The sequence below is a fragment of the Bacillus sp. FSL P4-0290 genome, assembly GCF_037975435.1.
Classification (GTDB): domain Bacteria; phylum Bacillota; class Bacilli; order Bacillales; family Bacillaceae; genus Bacillus; species Bacillus subtilis.
This window is the reverse complement of the sequence record NZ_CP150253.1, coordinates 3,587,810-3,603,837: the sequence shown is the minus strand read 5'-3', so window position 1 is coordinate 3,603,837 and position 16,028 is coordinate 3,587,810. Positions and strand designations below refer to the sequence as shown.

The 16,028-nt window shown below is 44.6% G+C and carries 13 protein-coding genes and 1 pseudogene; 9 read left to right on the top strand and 5 right to left on the bottom strand.

All coding sequences use genetic code 11. The features are described from left to right. The first annotated feature begins 5 nt into the window (after nucleotides 1-5). A complete protein-coding gene (minJ, locus tag MKY10_RS18875; RefSeq protein WP_003228042.1) occupies nucleotides 6-1,199 on the top strand; it encodes a cell division topological determinant MinJ in 1,194 nt (397 codons plus the stop codon). Nucleotides 1,200-1,246: 47 nt separating this feature from the next. Here the strand turns inward: minJ and MKY10_RS18870 are convergent, their stop codons facing one another. From MKY10_RS18870 to MKY10_RS18860, 3 genes are all read right to left on the bottom strand, one after another. Continuing rightward, nucleotides 1,247-2,581 (bottom strand): MFS transporter, encoded by a 1,335-nt coding sequence (locus tag MKY10_RS18870; RefSeq protein WP_015251122.1) that lies wholly within the window; start codon nucleotides 2,579-2,581, stop codon nucleotides 1,247-1,249. A gap of 30 nt (nucleotides 2,582-2,611) precedes the next feature. Further along, on the bottom strand, nucleotides 2,612-3,181 hold the full coding sequence (locus MKY10_RS18865) for a TetR/AcrR family transcriptional regulator (RefSeq protein ID WP_015251123.1): 570 nt from the start codon (nucleotides 3,179-3,181) through the stop codon (nucleotides 2,612-2,614). Nucleotides 3,182-3,256: 75 nt separating this feature from the next. Next, a complete protein-coding gene (locus tag MKY10_RS18860; RefSeq protein ID WP_114523626.1) occupies nucleotides 3,257-5,752 on the bottom strand; it encodes a PEP/pyruvate-binding domain-containing protein in 2,496 nt (831 codons plus the stop codon). 445 nt (nucleotides 5,753-6,197) lie between these two features. Here MKY10_RS18860 and MKY10_RS18855 point away from each other — a divergent pair, with 445 nt between their 5' ends. The 4 genes and pseudogenes from MKY10_RS18855 to MKY10_RS18840 form a co-directional block, all read left to right on the top strand. Beyond that, on the top strand, nucleotides 6,198-6,428 hold the full coding sequence (locus MKY10_RS18855) for a CsbA family protein (protein WP_003228053.1): 231 nt from the start codon (nucleotides 6,198-6,200) through the stop codon (nucleotides 6,426-6,428). Between the two features lie 185 nt (nucleotides 6,429-6,613). After that, the gene (gene uvrB, locus MKY10_RS18850; protein WP_003228054.1) at nucleotides 6,614-8,599 is read left to right on the top strand and encodes an excinuclease ABC subunit UvrB; all 1,986 of its coding nucleotides are present in this window, start codon (nucleotides 6,614-6,616) and stop codon (nucleotides 8,597-8,599) included. 7 nt (nucleotides 8,600-8,606) lie between these two features. Continuing rightward, the gene (gene uvrA / locus MKY10_RS18845) at nucleotides 8,607-11,480 is read left to right on the top strand and encodes an excinuclease ABC subunit UvrA (RefSeq protein WP_048655012.1); all 2,874 of its coding nucleotides are present in this window, start codon (nucleotides 8,607-8,609) and stop codon (nucleotides 11,478-11,480) included. Between the two features lie 80 nt (nucleotides 11,481-11,560). Further along, nucleotides 11,561-12,124, top strand: a pseudogene (locus MKY10_RS18840) (flagellin); the annotation flags it as partial. Between the two features lie 198 nt (nucleotides 12,125-12,322). Here the strand turns inward: MKY10_RS18840 and MKY10_RS18835 are convergent. Continuing rightward, nucleotides 12,323-12,553: a hypothetical protein gene (locus MKY10_RS18835; RefSeq protein WP_003235419.1), complete on the bottom strand. Its 231-nt coding sequence runs from the start codon at nucleotides 12,551-12,553 to the stop codon at nucleotides 12,323-12,325. Nucleotides 12,554-12,770: 217 nt separating this feature from the next. Here MKY10_RS18835 and yvlA point away from each other — a divergent pair, with 217 nt between their 5' ends. The 4 genes from yvlA to MKY10_RS18815 are packed head-to-tail and all read left to right on the top strand — an operon-like array spanning nucleotide 12,771 to nucleotide 14,782. Beyond that, the gene (gene yvlA / locus MKY10_RS18830) at nucleotides 12,771-13,097 is read left to right on the top strand and encodes a protein YvlA (protein WP_003244375.1); all 327 of its coding nucleotides are present in this window, start codon (nucleotides 12,771-12,773) and stop codon (nucleotides 13,095-13,097) included. A 24-nt stretch (nucleotides 13,098-13,121) separates the two neighbouring features. After that, nucleotides 13,122-14,219: a DUF4097 family beta strand repeat-containing protein gene (locus MKY10_RS18825; protein ID WP_003228061.1), complete on the top strand. Its 1,098-nt coding sequence runs from the start codon at nucleotides 13,122-13,124 to the stop codon at nucleotides 14,217-14,219. Nucleotides 14,220-14,223: 4 nt separating this feature from the next. Further along, nucleotides 14,224-14,421, top strand: coding sequence for a PspC domain-containing protein (locus MKY10_RS18820; RefSeq protein ID WP_003228065.1), 198 nt, complete (start codon nucleotides 14,224-14,226; stop codon nucleotides 14,419-14,421). Between the two features lies 1 nt (nucleotide 14,422). After that, nucleotides 14,423-14,782 carry a phage holin family protein gene (locus tag MKY10_RS18815; RefSeq protein WP_003228066.1) on the top strand — a complete coding sequence of 120 codons (360 nt, stop codon included), beginning with the start codon at nucleotides 14,423-14,425 and terminating at the stop codon, nucleotides 14,780-14,782. A gap of 27 nt (nucleotides 14,783-14,809) precedes the next feature. Here the strand turns inward: MKY10_RS18815 and MKY10_RS18810 are convergent, their stop codons facing one another. After that, complete coding sequence (locus tag MKY10_RS18810) at nucleotides 14,810-16,021, bottom strand: MFS transporter (RefSeq protein ID WP_015251127.1); 1,212 nt, start codon at nucleotides 16,019-16,021, stop codon at nucleotides 14,810-14,812. Nucleotides 16,022-16,028: the final 7 nt, after the last annotated feature.

Below are 16,028 nucleotides of genomic sequence, written 5' to 3'. Positions count from 1 at the left end.
AGATAGTGTCTGTTCAATGGGGAATTGAACTGTTAAAAAGCGCGGGCTTGTTCTTCTTACACCCGCTTTTCTGGTTTTTTATCATCATAACCCTGGCTTTCGGCTATGTAAGAATCAAACGGGAACGAAAAACCTTTCATACAAGAATAGCAGATATTTATGATGATCTGAAATTTACATATACAAAGGGACTGATTCCAGGTCTTCTTTTGTCAGTTATTTTAGGTGGACTCGGAATATCGATTCCTCTCGGTTTACTTGCGATTATTGCCGTTATCACTGCAGCGGCAGCGTTCACTCTTCGCGCAAACTGGATGTCTGCTGCATATATCGTCAGTGTGAGTATGCTGATAGGTTTTGGACTGCAAATATATCAGGCGGAGCCCTTTCTGGAGAGATTTCCGCAAGGATTTGCAGTTGTTTGGCCGGCTGTGGCTGTGTTTCTAGGTTTGCTGATTATCACTGAAGGAGCGGTTGCTTATCGTTCTGCGCATGTGAGAACATCACCGGCACTTGTCGTAAGCAGCCGCGGTTTGCCGATCGGACAGCAGCTGGCAAACCGGGTTTGGCTTTTGCCGCTGTTCCTTCTCGTGCCCGGTAATGGTTTAGAATCGCACCTTAGCTGGTGGCCCGTGTTTACGGTTCCCGGCGGCTCATTCCATTTTCTATGGATTCCTTACTTTGTCGGATTTGGACAAAGGGTACAGGGATCGCTGCCTGAAACGAGTATAAGGATCACAGCGAAACGCGTTTGTATTCTCGGTCTTGCCGTCGCAGTTCTCGGTGCAGCGAGCTTACTTTGGACGCCGCTTGCGGGTGCAGCGGTCTGTACTGCTTTGTTAGGGCGCATTTTTCTGTCCATAAAGCAAAGAGTGAATGATAACGCGGCTCCGTTTTATTTCTCGAAAAGGGATCAGGGCTTAATGGTGCTTGGGATTATCCCCAATACGCCGGCTGAGGATCTGGAATTGAAAATCGGGGAAATCATAACGAAAGTCAATGGCATACCGGTTAAGAACGTTTCTGATTTCTATGAAGCGCTTCAGCATAACCGTGCATATGTAAAGCTTGAAATTATCGGTTTGAATGGAGAAATTCGTTTTGACCAGCGAGCTTCTTATGAAGGAGAACATCATGAATTGGGCATCCTCTTCGTAAAGGATGACCGTGAAGACGAAGCAGCCGCTTCTGGATCATAAAAGGCAGCCCGGCACCGCAGGAAGATGCGATGCCGGGCTGTTTTGTGTTACGCTGAGTTTTTTTCTATCCGTGCTGTTTCATCAGATTTGATGCCCAATGAAACAAAAACGCCGATGATGGATACAGCAAAGAGAATCATAAATAGGATGTGATATCCCGAAATCAGGCCGATTAAGGCTGATGAAATGATGCTTCCGAAATAACGGAAGGTCGAGAAAATCCCAGATGCCACTCCTGACATTCCGGGGTCTACTGTGGCAAGGGATGACACCTGCATGCTGGTCAGACCGACTCCGGAAGCGAGCCCGCCAAGGATAAGAGAGAGAATGAGGAACAAGACAGAATGCGAGCTGCTTAACAGCAAAAATAATAGATTCGCACCAGCCATCATGGCAAATGAAAGAAAAATGATTTTTTTTGCTCCCCATTTGTGATGGAGCTGCGCGCCCACCCAGTTGCTGGCTGACATGAAGATCGAAAATACAGAAAGCGCCATCCCGCTGTTAGATGTATTAAGCCCAAATTGGTTCGTCATAAATAACGGCATAATCAATAAGACGGCATACATCATCAAATTGCTTAACAAGACTGATAGATTCGCATTTGTAAAGGTTGAGCTTTTAAACAGTGCAAAGTCAATGATGGGGTGCTGGGTACGTTTTTCTCTTCTGAAAAAAAGCGGAACAAAAAGAAGTATCAATACACTGTATACCGCATATCCCCATGGAGCCTCATTTTTCGTCAGCAGGATAATTGAAACGATGCTGCCTGCAAGCAAGAGAGAGCCGATGATATCCAGCGGCGCGTCAGATTTATTTTCTTTATATTGAGGAAACATCGTTAATGCCGTAAATAAAGCAATGGCGAGGAACGGGATGTTGACCCAAAAAATCGAATGCCAGCTGAAGCTGTCAATCAGTATAGAGCCGATAAAAGGCCCGAGTGCTGCACCAAGTCCTGCGCCCAGTCCGAAAAATCCAAACACTTTCGGTAGGCGTTTTTCAGAAACAACATGCCGGATAATGGCAATGCTGTTTGGCGTAAGCAATGCCCCGCCGACAGCCTGCAATGCCCGAAAGACAATTAACAGGAGCAGACTCGGTGAAAGGGCGCAGCCTAGAGATGCGATTAGAAAAAGGCCGACTCCCCATAAGTACATTGTTTTATTGCCGTACATGTCACCGAGCTTTCCTGCAATCGGCTGTGTGACTGCCATCACGATTAAATAAACGGTAACCACCCAAGTGATGCTTGCGATGGACTCGTTATACGTATGGGAAATAGATGAGAGCGCGACCGCGATCATCGTTGAATTAATGGGAGCCAGAATGGCCCCCATTAATAGCGAGACGATCAGCGCCCATTCTTTTCTTGAGCTCATTGGGATCCTCCTTTTTATTATGCCAAGGAGTTAATCAGCAGAAATTCCTTTGACAAATAGAGCTGTGCTGTGCTCCAGCATTTTTTCCTGGGGCATTGATATGACCTGGTCTCCTAAGTGGAGACGGTGAATGAAATAACCGAAGATAATCGACATGAACACGTCGGCATTCTCCGCTTCATTTCCTGTCTGAATAACCCCTTTCTCACCCATCGTTTTGAGATAATCAACCAATAGCTGTTTCATAGATTGGGGATATTCAGTGACGTGGTTAATGACATCCTGAAACATGGCCGGTTCACGAAAGCTGATTTTAATGATATCTTTTCTATGTTCGAGCTCCTCCAAGAGACAGGTTCCGATATGAAGCAGGTCTTTGTACAAATCCCCTTCTGTTTGTTCCAAAATGCTGCCTCTGTTTGAAGAATGCTGAGAAAGCAAAGCCTCAACTAGTCCTTGTTTGTTTTTAAAGTTCCTGAAAATCGTCGCTTCACTTACATTTGCTTTTTCTGCAATTTCTTTTGTAGTTGTTGCGCGATATCCTTTTTTGACGAGCAGCTGCATGGCAGCGTCAAGGATTCTCTTGTTTGTCGGTCTCAATACGTTTCACCTCACGAGTATACTGGCAGGACAAGTATACACCCGCCCCGCTTGTATAAGAAAGAGGGGGACGCATCAGGACCGGCTGACAACTGTGATTTTGCCGCTGCTTCCGTCAACAGTGATGATGTCACCGTCTCGCAGTCTTTCGGTTGCCGTGCGTGTGCCGAGAACGGCTGGAATGCCGTATTCACGGGCAATAATCGCAGCGTGAGACAAAATGCCGCCTGTGTCTGTAATAATCGCTTTGGCGTCTTGAAACAGGCTGGTCCATAGCGGTGTGGTCATCTTGCAAACGAGTACGTCCCCAGGCGCGAATTGAGAAAATTCATTGGCGTCCCGAATGATTTTCACCGGACCTGTCGCAATGCCGCTTGATGCCGCAATGCCAAAAATATGATTCTCTGTGTTTTTTTCATCCTCTATCACAGCGCCGACAATTTCTTCAGCTGCTTTGAGCTGTTCTTTTGTCGGGGTGCCGAGGTAGGCAGGGGCTTGGGCCAGCTCATACTCATGAAAAATCTGTCTGCGTTTTTCAGCCTTTTCTTGCAGGGATACAGGGTGAAGAAGCGCTTGTTCCACTTCGTCGTCATATAAGAACCAAAGGTCCTCACGATCTTGAATGACACCGTTTTCCGCCAGCAATTCACCTATCTTCAGCAGAAAGATTCTCGCCTTGGCATCCAGCATGGCGTCAATATAAAAGTGGTGATCATCTTTTATATTTGCAGAGTTCAGTGTCCATTGATAGTAGCGGTCAAATTCGGTGCGCAAACCGGGATCTTCTATGTTTTCCAAGAATTCATTGTATAATTTCTCTCGTTTTTCTTTCGTTTTCTGAAATTCATTGTCAAAATGATAGCCATTACGGACATAATTTTGAATATTAGCCAGAGCGAAATACGGATTTTCCACCCAGATTTGTTCAATCAGATCATGACTTTTAACAGATCTCCATCCGTATTCTTGCAAGAATTCATGGACGTTCTTCAGGAAGTGTCTTCCCTCATCTGTTTGTTCTAATTTCTCCTGGAGCTGTTCAGGCTTGTTGTTTTCAAAAATGGTCAGAAGGTTCGGGTTCTCCTGAACTTCCATAGAAAATAGCCATAAGCAACGGTCCGTTTCCAGTGATTTGTTCATTTTTCCTGTCAGCATCTCGTAAAAATGAGCGTTTTCGGACTCTCCTTGAATGTCCTGATACATCGCTTGCAGTTTGTTTGTTAAAAGGATTTGCGGGAAAACGATATTGAAGTGCTCTTCATAAGCCGTGAGATAAAAGGCCTTTAGTTTTTGAAAAGCATCCAGTGCGCTTTCTGCGGTATGCTCAGTTTGTGCGAGCTGGTCCAGTGTCCGGTAAAAAGGGAGGTATGTGTGATTGATGATGTCATACATATGCTCCGATAAAATCGGGAAAAGCTCTTTGCCGCAGTCTTCAGAAGGAGGCTGCTGTCCACCTTGGTTTTTGGAATAAATATGTCCGCGATAAAGTTTTACTTCATCAACAACTACACCAATCGGAAACTTTTGCATGCTCTTCTTCAAGCCATATTCCAATGCCGGCACGATGAAGGATGAAAATAACGGACTCACCGGACCTTCAATATTAGACTCCATGTTAAGCCAGAAATCATTCATATCAGTGTCGGTAATCATGAAGCTGCGTTTTTCTTCTGCCGCTTTTTTGTCCTGATCAATGGTTGTAATCGGGCGAGCTTGCAGAAGGTATATTTGATGATCAGCAATTCCAAATTCTATATCGACAGGATATCCGTACAGGTCTTCGGTTTTTTTTGTGATTTCAGCCAATTCAATCACTTGTTCATCTGTAAGGCAAAAACGGCTGCGCATGTCTTCACTCGTTTCTTTTTCAGCAATTCCTTCTGCCGCAGACTCCATGTAGATTTCCTTTGCACCTATTTCTTTCTGAATCTCAAACGAAGATTTATTAACAATGAACGTGTCTGGGGTAACACTTCCTGATACAACAGCTTCACCCAACCCGTAGCTGGCGCTGATTAAAAGCTCTCTATCATCATGGGTAACAGGGTTGCGGCTGAAGATAACACCTGACATTTCTGAATCGATCAGCCCCTGAACGACTATTCCCATTAACGGCTCTGCGATTTGATTGTTCATTTTTTTCTTATAGCTGCTGACCCGCCCAGAAAAAAATGAGGCCCAGCATTCTTTCACTTTAGCCAGAAACTCTTCCTCTGTTTTGATATTTAAGTAGGTTTCATATTGACCCGCGAATGAGGCGCCTTCTAAATCTTCCGAGGCAGACGAAGAACGCACGGCTACGGATCGATATGATTCTCTAAGCTTATAAAAGGAACTAGTCAGCTCATTTTTCAGCTCATCCGAAAATGTTCCGGAAATGATCCCGCTTTCGACGTTTTCGCTAGTCTCTTGAAGCTGGTTGTCCTCCATAAAACGTGCGAGCGCATTCGTTTGAATAATAAACCCGTCCGGAACAGGAAGACCGTGTTTGGTCAATTTAATCAAATTCATTCCTTTTGCTCCAGCCAGCTGGCTGGACTCTTCTGCCTGGCGAAATAAAACAGAATACATATTTGAAACCCCTCTTTTCTTCATTCATTTTGTTTTTCTCTCTAGTCTTTTTATTGCGGAGCCTGTGTTTAAAAAATGATAGTAAACACTATCATTCAATTGTAGGTTTTCAGGAAAATGCTGTCAAACGCAGAAAGTCCTAAATAAAATGAATAGTTAAGTTGGTTATATTATCCTGAAAAATGCGGCCGTACTGGTACTGTATGCCTATTTTCTTTTATTCTCGGAATCTGGCGGCGGACTTGATGATGTAATAAAAAAAGTGCCGCTGATTAGAACAGCGGCACCATGGAATAAGTTTTGACCGGCACCAAAATGCAAATATGGTGATTGATTTTGGCTGAAAAGGGGTATGGTGTAGGAGAGGGAGCGAATGCACGATTGTCCGATTCTTCATTTTTTACTATAATCAGATCAGATGAAGAATCCCTGAGGAGGGTTTTTGTTGATTACAAAAGCCGTTTTTGCATTGTTTTTCCCTTTTATGCTTGTTGTTCTATTTACTAGAGTCACCTTTAATCATTATGTGGCGATCGCTTTAACAGCTGCATTGCTGTTTGCCTCTTATTTAAAAGGCTATACAGAAACGTATTTTATTGTAGGATTGGATGTTGTGTCTCTTGTGGCTGGCGGACTGTACATGGCCAAAAAAGCTGCAGAGAAAAAAGAAGAATAAATCGGACATAATGAATATAAAGACTGAATACCTGCTTTTACGATTTAAAAGCAGGTTTTTTATACACAAAAACAGCTGGAAATAAAAAACCACCGAACTTTAGTTCGTATTTTTAGTGATTTTGCTTTCCATTGTGTTACTATATCTATAGGAAGATTTCGTTAAAGAAACGGAGGCTTATTTTTGTGAAAGATCGCTTTGAGTTAGTCTCGAAATATCAGCCCCAGGGAGATCAGCCGAAAGCCATTGAAAAGCTTGTGAAAGGAATTCAGGAGGGCAAGAAGCATCAGACTCTGCTGGGTGCGACAGGAACTGGGAAAACATTTACGGTGTCTAATTTGATTAAAGAAGTCAATAAGCCGACTCTCGTGATTGCCCATAACAAAACCCTTGCTGGACAGCTTTACAGTGAGTTCAAGGAATTTTTTCCGAACAATGCTGTCGAGTATTTTGTCAGCTACTATGATTATTATCAGCCGGAGGCGTATGTGCCTCAAACGGATACATTTATAGAGAAAGACGCTAGTATTAATGATGAAATTGATAAACTGAGACACTCCGCCACATCAGCTTTGTTTGAGCGCAGAGATGTCATTATTATTGCGAGTGTGTCTTGTATATACGGCCTCGGTTCGCCTGAGGAATACCGGGAAATGGTCGTGTCACTGCGGACTGAAATGGAAATTGAGCGCAATGAGCTGCTCAGAAAACTTGTAGACATCCAATATGCCCGCAACGATATCGACTTTCAGCGCGGTACATTTCGTGTGCGCGGGGATGTAGTGGAAATCTTTCCGGCATCCCGTGATGAGCATTGTATCAGAGTTGAATTTTTCGGTGACGAAATCGAACGGATTCGGGAAGTGGATGCGCTGACAGGAGAAATTCTCGGCGACCGAGATCATGTTGCGATTTTCCCGGCTTCCCACTTCGTAACGCGGGCCGAGAAAATGGAGAAGGCGATTCAAAATATCGAGAAGGAGCTTGAGGAGCAGCTAAAGGTCATGCATGAAAACGGAAAGCTCCTTGAAGCGCAGCGTTTAGAGCAGCGGACAAGATATGATCTTGAAATGATGCGTGAAATGGGTTTCTGCTCCGGCATCGAGAACTATTCAAGACATTTGACGCTGCGGCCTCCAGGTTCAACGCCGTATACGCTTCTTGATTATTTCCCAGACGATTTTATGATCGTGGTGGATGAGTCGCATGTGACAATTCCCCAGGTGCGCGGCATGTTTAACGGAGACCAGGCGCGGAAACAGGTGCTCGTGGATCACGGCTTCCGGCTTCCATCAGCGCTTGATAACCGTCCGCTTCGTTTTGAGGAATTTGAAAAGCATATGCACAATATCGTGTATGTATCAGCAACACCAGGGCCGTACGAGATTGAACATACAGATGAAATGGTCGAACAGATCATTCGTCCGACGGGGCTTCTTGACCCGCTTATTGACGTCCGTCCAATCGAAGGTCAGATTGACGACTTGATCGGCGAAATTCAAGCAAGAATCGAGCGGAATGAACGGGTGCTTGTGACAACTTTGACGAAGAAGATGTCAGAGGATCTGACCGATTATTTAAAGGAAATCGGCATTAAAGTAAACTATCTGCATTCTGAGATCAAGACGCTTGAACGGATTGAAATTATCCGCGACCTGCGCCTTGGCAAGTACGATGTGCTTGTCGGCATCAACCTGCTGAGGGAAGGTTTGGACATTCCCGAAGTATCCCTTGTTGCGATTTTGGATGCGGATAAGGAAGGTTTCCTTCGTTCGGAGCGGTCGCTGATCCAGACCATCGGACGGGCAGCGAGAAATGCGGAAGGCCGCGTCATTATGTACGCCGATAAAATAACGAAGTCTATGGAAATTGCGATTAATGAAACAAAACGCCGCCGCGAGCAGCAGGAGCGGTTTAACGAAGAGCACGGCATTACGCCGAAAACGATAAATAAAGAAATTCGCGATGTCATTCGTGCCACAGTAGCAGCTGAGGATAAAGCGGAATACAAAACAAAAGCCGCGCCGAAGCTGTCGAAAATGACGAAGAAAGAACGCCAGAAAGTCGTTGAACAGATGGAGCATGAAATGAAGGAAGCCGCCAAGGCGCTTGACTTTGAGAGAGCCGCGGAGCTTCGCGATTTACTTTTAGAGCTAAAAGCGGAAGGATGATGAACAAATGGCTATGGATCGGATAGAGGTGAAGGGAGCCAGGGCGCATAACCTGAAAAATATAGATGTAACGATTCCGAGAGATCAGCTTGTCGTTGTCACGGGTTTGTCCGGGTCAGGTAAATCCTCCCTTGCCTTTGACACGATATATGCTGAAGGACAGAGACGGTATGTTGAGTCGCTGTCTGCTTATGCCCGCCAGTTTTTAGGGCAAATGGATAAGCCTGATGTGGATGCAATTGAGGGGCTCTCTCCCGCCATCAGCATTGATCAGAAAACAACGAGCCGCAATCCGAGGTCTACTGTCGGTACGGTAACTGAGATTTATGATTATCTGCGTCTTTTATATGCGAGAGTAGGGAAGCCTCATTGTCCGGAGCACGGAATTGAGATTACATCCCAGACCATCGAGCAAATGGTGGACAGAATTCTGGAATACCCGGAACGGACGAAGCTTCAGGTGCTGGCGCCGATTGTCTCGGGCCGAAAAGGCGCTCATGTCAAAGTGCTTGAACAGATTAGAAAACAAGGCTATGTCAGAGTCAGAATTGACGGCGAGATGGCTGAGCTTTCTGACGATATCGAATTAGAAAAGAACAAGAAGCATTCCATTGAGGTTGTCATTGACCGGATTGTGGTGAAAGAAGGCGTGGCAGCCCGGCTGTCAGATTCATTGGAAACGGCGCTTCGTTTAGGTGAAGGACGGGTTATGATCGATGTCATCGGTGAGGAAGAGCTGATGTTCAGCGAGCATCATGCCTGTCCGCACTGCGGATTTTCAATTGGTGAACTTGAGCCGCGTCTGTTTTCGTTTAACAGTCCGTTCGGGGCGTGTCCGACGTGTGACGGTCTCGGAATGAAGCTTGAAGTGGATGCCGATCTTGTCATCCCCAATCAAGATTTGTCATTGAAGGAGAATGCAGTCGCCCCTTGGACACCGATCAGCTCACAATATTATCCTCAGCTGCTTGAGGCAGTCTGCACCCACTACGGGATTGATATGGATGTGCCAGTCAAAGATTTGCCGAAGCATCAACTGGATAAAGTGCTGTACGGCAGCGGGGATGACCTGATTTATTTCCGATATGAAAATGATTTTGGACAAATACGCGAAGGTGAAATTCAATTTGAAGGCGTATTGCGCAACATTGAAAGACGCTATAAGGAGACAGGCTCTGATTTCATCCGTGAGCAGATGGAGCAGTATATGTCTCAGAAGTCTTGTCCGACGTGCAAAGGCTATCGGTTAAAGAAAGAGGCGCTTGCCGTACTGATTGACGGCCGCCACATTGGAAAAATTACCGAGCTGTCTGTCGCCGACGCACTTGCCTTCTTTAAAGAACTTACCCTTTCTGAGAAGGATATGCAGATCGCCAATTTGATTTTGCGCGAAATTGTGGAGCGCTTAAGCTTTCTGGACAAAGTCGGCCTCGATTACCTGACATTGAGCAGGGCAGCGGGTACATTGTCCGGGGGAGAGGCGCAGCGCATCAGGCTGGCGACTCAAATTGGCTCGCGTTTATCCGGTGTGCTTTATATTTTAGATGAGCCGTCTATCGGTCTGCATCAGCGTGATAACGACCGCTTGATCAGCGCTCTGAAAAATATGAGAGACCTCGGGAACACGCTGATTGTTGTCGAACATGATGAGGACACGATGATGGCAGCAGATTATTTAATAGATATTGGACCGGGAGCCGGCATTCACGGCGGACAGGTGATATCTGCGGGTACACCGGAAGAAGTGATGGAAGATCCAAACTCATTAACGGGCAGCTATTTATCAGGGAAAAAGTTTATCCCATTGCCTCCTGAAAGAAGAAAGCCGGACGGACGTTACATTGAAATTAAAGGTGCTTCAGAAAACAACCTGAAAAAAGTGAATGCCAAGTTCCCGCTTGGGACGTTTACAGCAGTTACAGGTGTTTCTGGTTCAGGAAAGAGTACACTCGTTAATGAAATTTTGCATAAGGCGCTGGCGCAAAAGCTTCATAAAGCGAAAGCGAAGCCCGGCAGCCATAAAGAGATTAAAGGTTTGGATCATTTAGATAAAGTCATTGACATTGACCAGGCGCCAATCGGAAGAACGCCGAGATCCAACCCTGCGACATACACCGGTGTATTTGATGACATTCGTGATGTATTCGCGCAGACAAATGAAGCGAAGGTCCGCGGCTATAAAAAAGGCCGTTTCAGCTTCAACGTGAAGGGCGGACGATGTGAAGCCTGCCGCGGAGACGGGATTATTAAAATTGAAATGCACTTCCTTCCTGACGTATACGTTCCATGCGAGGTGTGTCACGGCAAACGCTATAACCGTGAAACGCTTGAAGTGACGTACAAAGGAAAAAGCATCTCTGATGTGCTTGATATGACGGTTGAAGATGCTCTTTCTTTCTTTGAAAATATCCCGAAAATCAAACGCAAGCTCCAAACCCTTTATGATGTTGGTTTAGGTTATATTACGCTCGGCCAGCCGGCGACGACCTTGTCAGGCGGAGAAGCGCAGCGCGTGAAGCTCGCGTCAGAGCTGCACAAACGCTCAACCGGACGCACGCTCTACATTTTAGATGAGCCGACGACAGGTTTGCATGTCGACGATATCGCCAGGCTTCTTGTCGTGCTGCAACGGTTGGTAGACAACGGAGACACTGTACTGGTTATTGAGCACAACCTTGATATCATTAAGACGGCCGATTACATTGTGGATTTGGGCCCGGAAGGCGGAGCCGGGGGCGGAACCATTGTCGCGTCTGGAACGCCTGAGGAAATCACTGAAGTTGAAGAATCGTATACAGGCCGTTATTTGAAGCCTGTTATCGAACGTGACAAAGCACGCATGAAATCGCTCTTGAAAGCGAAAGAAACAGCTACATCTTAAAACCCTCTGTTAAGAGGGGACAGCTTGTCAGCAAGTCCATCCTTGGGCTTAGCAGGCAAGCTTTTTCTTTACGGCATAATAGGTTTAGAAGTGAACTTACTGTTCAAGCAGGAAACACAGGTACACAACAAGCAGAAGATCTTGGTGCAATTAAAGATGAAATGGATGCGCTTATTGAGGAAGTTGATGGCACTTCAAATCGTACTGAATTCAACGGCAAAAAGTTATTAGATGGTACTGAAACTGATGGTTTCACTTTCCAAATTGGAGCAAATGCTGGCCAGCAGCTTACAGTTAACATTGACAGCATGTCATCAACTGCTTTAGGAGTAAACGCACTTAATGTAACAGATTTTGCAAATACTCCTTTTGATACTCAACTTGAAAGTATTGATACTGCAATCAACAATGTCTCAAACCAACGTGCTAAACTTGGTGCGGTACAAAACCGTCTAGAGCACACAATCAACAACCTTGGTGCTTCTTCTGAAAACTTAACAGCTGCTGAGTCTCGCATCCGTGACGTTGACATGGCGAAAGAAATGAGCGATTTCACAAAGAACAACATTCTTTCTCAAGCTTCTCAAGCGATGCTTGCTCAAGCAAACCAACAGCCGCAAAACGTGCTTCAATTGTTACGTTAATTTTGAACGGCTATCTCTTTCTGATAGTTACAGCTTGCCGACAGAGTCCATTAACTGGATGTGCCGGCAGGCTTTTTTTGTTACAATCATTTTGTGACAGCCAGGGAATCACTTGTTTTTTCAAAACAAAAAAGGCAAGATATTGTCATCTAACCTTTAGCTTTGTTTCAGTTATAATGAATGATATGTTTTCCGCAATTACAAAGTCTTCTTATACAGCTGCTTACTTACACTCATTAAATCTTGAACAATATGTGTGTTGCTGCTGTCGAGCAGCACTTTTATATATTGGATATCGTGAGAGATCGGGAAGGGTCCGTGAATCTGCTCAAGCTCGGCGATCATTTCACGATTCATTCTTTTTTGTTCATGAATCAGCTTTAACACTGATTCTTGTGTTACTGTATAGTCACTGGGATCTTTCTCCATTGCTTGTCCAGCCTCCTTGGTTGCCGTAAGCTTTTTACATATTGTAATCGGTATAGCCGGAAGATTCTACTTCTAAAACTTTTTAAAATCCAATTTCCGTAAATCGGAGCATGTCTAAAGAATGAATTTGAAACCTGAAGAGATTTTAAACGTATAAATAAGTAAAACGTCCCTGATCTTTTGTCATGGACAATTCACAATAGGAGTGTGGAATGAATTGAACCGTAATCAAGCTATTATTGCATCACTTTGTTATTTCAGTGTGTTCATTGCGCCAATCATTGTGCCGATTGTCGCATATTTTGTTGTAAATGAGAAAGAAACAAAACGCCATGCGATACGCTCTCTTATTTCTCACATTGTTCCGTTTGTCGGCTGGCTGTTCCTTTTTATTGCTTTACTTGGCGGAGCCGTTGCGATTGATGGAGACAGCTTGCTTCCTGTATTTGTAATCATCGGGGGAGCGGTTATTTATTTCTTAGTTGTCATTGGCATTATCATTTGGAATGTGATTCAGGGCATTAAGGTCCTGCGTGCAGCATAAGTAGACAATGGGGAGGAGATCGTAATGAAGCAAGAAAAGGAACGAATCCTTAAGCTTGTTGAGGAAGGAAAGCTTACAGCACAAGAAGCTTTGACACTGATTGAAAAGCTTGACAGCGACTACAAGGAAAAAGAAGAGAAAATCACAGCGCTCTCAGTTCACGTTCATGACGAGGAAGAGCCATTTACAACGGCAAAAAAAGAAAGCGGCAAACCGTCTTTAGGAGCCAAGCTGTTTGACTGGATTGATTCTGCTGTGAAAAAGGTCAAGGAAGTTGACCTTGATTTAAACTTTGGCCATGCGTATGATGTTCAGCACATTTTTCAATTTAAAGATACTGACTTTTCCAGTGTTGAGCTGCAAATTGCCAATGGCAGCGTAAATATCGTCCCTTGGGAAGATGACGATATCAGAGCGGAATGCCAGGCGAAGGTATATCGCGCTGACAGCCAGGATGCGGCGAGACACGCATTTCTTCAGCATATTGAATGTGAAATCAAAGGTAATAAGTTTTTTATCCGTACTGAGAAAAAGACGATGAAAACGAATGTCACTTTGTATATTCCTCAGAAGGAGTATGATAAGATTCGGGTGAAGCTGTTTAACGGTCCGGTCAGAGGGGAACATTTACATGTAAAAGAGTTCTCAGCGAAAACGACAAACGGCGTGCTGTCGTTCTCGTATTTAACAGCCGAAAAAGCCATAGCTGAAACGGCCAACGGGCAAATTAAGCTCGCAAGCCACAGCTGCGGTACGATAGAAGCGGAAACCATTAACGGATTGATCGATCTCCGAGGGAAAAGCGAATCCATTGACGTTCAAAGCTTTAACGGAAATATTGCGATTAACGTAACAGAATCAGACTGCCGCTCCATTTATGCAAAAACAACGACTGGAAATGTAGAGCTTGCAATTCCGGACGATCTCGCAGTGAAGGCAGAGCTGAAAAGCAATCTTGGTACGCTGTCCCATGAATTAATGGATGTAGAGATGCTGAAGGAAAAAAATGATACGATTCAAAAAGAAATGATGTTCACTTCAAATCAGGCACATGATCAAAACATCACCGTCTTCTCAGAATCACTAACAGGCGCCATCAAACTAAAGTACTCACAGAGGTGATCGAATGAATAAGCTTTATCGCTCAGAAAAAAATAAGAAAATCGCCGGTGTTATCGGAGGTCTCGCGGAATATTTCAATTGGGACGCATCACTCCTCAGAGTCATAACTGTCATCTTAGCCATTATGACAAGTGTCTTGCCGGTTTTGCTCATTTATATCATTTGGATTTTTATCGTCCCGTCAGAAAGGGATATGAAATGACATGGTAAAATGGGCAGTCAGCATTTTAGTCAATGCATTGTTATTAATCGTCATTGATGGATATATTGACTCCATCCATATCAGCAGCATTGGGGCAGCGATTATCGCCAGCCTCATTTTATCGATCTTAAACGTGCTGATTAAACCGCTTTTAATTATATTTACACTGCCGGTCACCATGGTGACGCTTGGACTCTTCTTGTTTGTGATTAACGCCATCACGCTTATGATGACCGCGTCCATTATGGGTGACAGCTTTCAAATCGACGGCTTCGGCACAGCGATATGGGCATCCGTTATCCTGTCGGTCTTCCATTTGCTGATTCAAAAAGGCATTTTAGAGCCGCTTAGAAAAAAATAAAAAAAGCTGCCCGCAAAGGCAGCTTTTTTACATGTGGTGCTTTTTTTGTTTCGTGCGCTTCTGCGGCGAAAACATTGGCGGAAGAAGGCAAAAGCTCAATGCGGCAAATCCAAGGCCTAGGAGGCTAAAGGACATGGCAGACGGCATCATTGTGAGCAAGTAGGCAGATACCATCGGACCTGCTGCCATGCCTGTATATCGGATAAAGTTAAACATTCCGATTGCACTCCCTCTGTTGTGCTCAAATTCATTAGTAATCATTGTAGAGTACAAGGGAGGAATAACCCCCATCGAGATGCCAAACAGTGCCAGCGTCAGAGCCATGAGAACGAGAGAAACGGAATGTGTAACAGCAAATAAAATGATGCTGCAGGCGGCAATCACATTGCTTCCGATAAACAAGGTGTGCAGCCCGATTTTTGCCTGTATTCTTTTAAACAGAAACGTACCTGCAATCGTGCTCAGCGCCAGCGGCAAATATAACAGTCCTGCTATACCCACATCTATATGGTAATGCTCTGTCAGCAATATTGGGAGGTAGACAATTACTGCAAAATAAATGAAAAAGAGAACAAAACTTAAAGTCAAAATGACGTTCCCTGTTCGATTTGTAAATATTGATTTATAATGAGCGAACACATTGCCTTTGGCTTGCTGCATAGATTCAGTTGGAGAATCTTTAGGAAAGGTGATGCTGTTTGTCACCAGCAAAACGATCGAGATGGCCGCAAGTATCCAAAAAATCCCTTCGTATCCGGCTGCTCCGCCTATGAATCCTCCTAGAACTGGAGCAATAGCCGGTGCGACAGACAGGAGCATTTGATACGTTCCCATTGCACTCCCGCGTTCATTTCCTGTAAACAGCTGTCCGATCGTTGTGGCAGCAATAAGAGGCAGTGCTGCGGAACCGGCTGCCTGTATCATTCTGAATATCAGAAACAAGGTAAAGTCAGTAGTCACCGCACAGCCGATGCTGGCTGCTGCCGTTGCCAGAATACCGGTAATCAAGACGATCCGAGCGCCTTTAAAATCAATGATCGCTCCTAATATAATTTGCATTATTGCTGTCACAATCATAAAAACTGAGACTGACAGGTTCACCATAGCTGTGGAAACATGGAATGATTCTTTAATGATCGGAAGAATAGGTGAATAAATGTTCTGGCTTAAAGATGCAAAAAATGCACTGAAGCAAACATTGTATAAGATCAATACTGCCTTTGATTTTGTATGAGCCAAAGTGTAC

What these genes read in the sequence shown, in the direction of transcription:
- MKY10_RS18870 (WP_015251122.1), bottom strand. Translation starts at nt 2,581, where the DNA reads ATGAGCTCAAGAAAAGAATGGGCGCTGATCGTCTCGCTATTAATGGGG.
- MKY10_RS18860 (WP_114523626.1), bottom strand. Translation starts at nt 5,752, where the DNA reads ATGTATTCTGTTTTATTTCGCCAGGCAGAAGAGTCCAGCCAGCTGGCT.
- uvrA (WP_048655012.1), top strand. Translation starts at nt 8,607, where the DNA reads ATGGCTATGGATCGGATAGAGGTGAAGGGAGCCAGGGCGCATAACCTG.
- MKY10_RS18835 (WP_003235419.1), bottom strand. Translation starts at nt 12,553, where the DNA reads ATGGAGAAAGATCCCAGTGACTATACAGTAACACAAGAATCAGTGTTA.
- MKY10_RS18825 (WP_003228061.1), top strand. Translation starts at nt 13,122, where the DNA reads ATGAAGCAAGAAAAGGAACGAATCCTTAAGCTTGTTGAGGAAGGAAAG.
- MKY10_RS18820 (WP_003228065.1), top strand. Translation starts at nt 14,224, where the DNA reads ATGAATAAGCTTTATCGCTCAGAAAAAAATAAGAAAATCGCCGGTGTT.
- MKY10_RS18815 (WP_003228066.1), top strand. Translation starts at nt 14,423, where the DNA reads ATGGTAAAATGGGCAGTCAGCATTTTAGTCAATGCATTGTTATTAATC.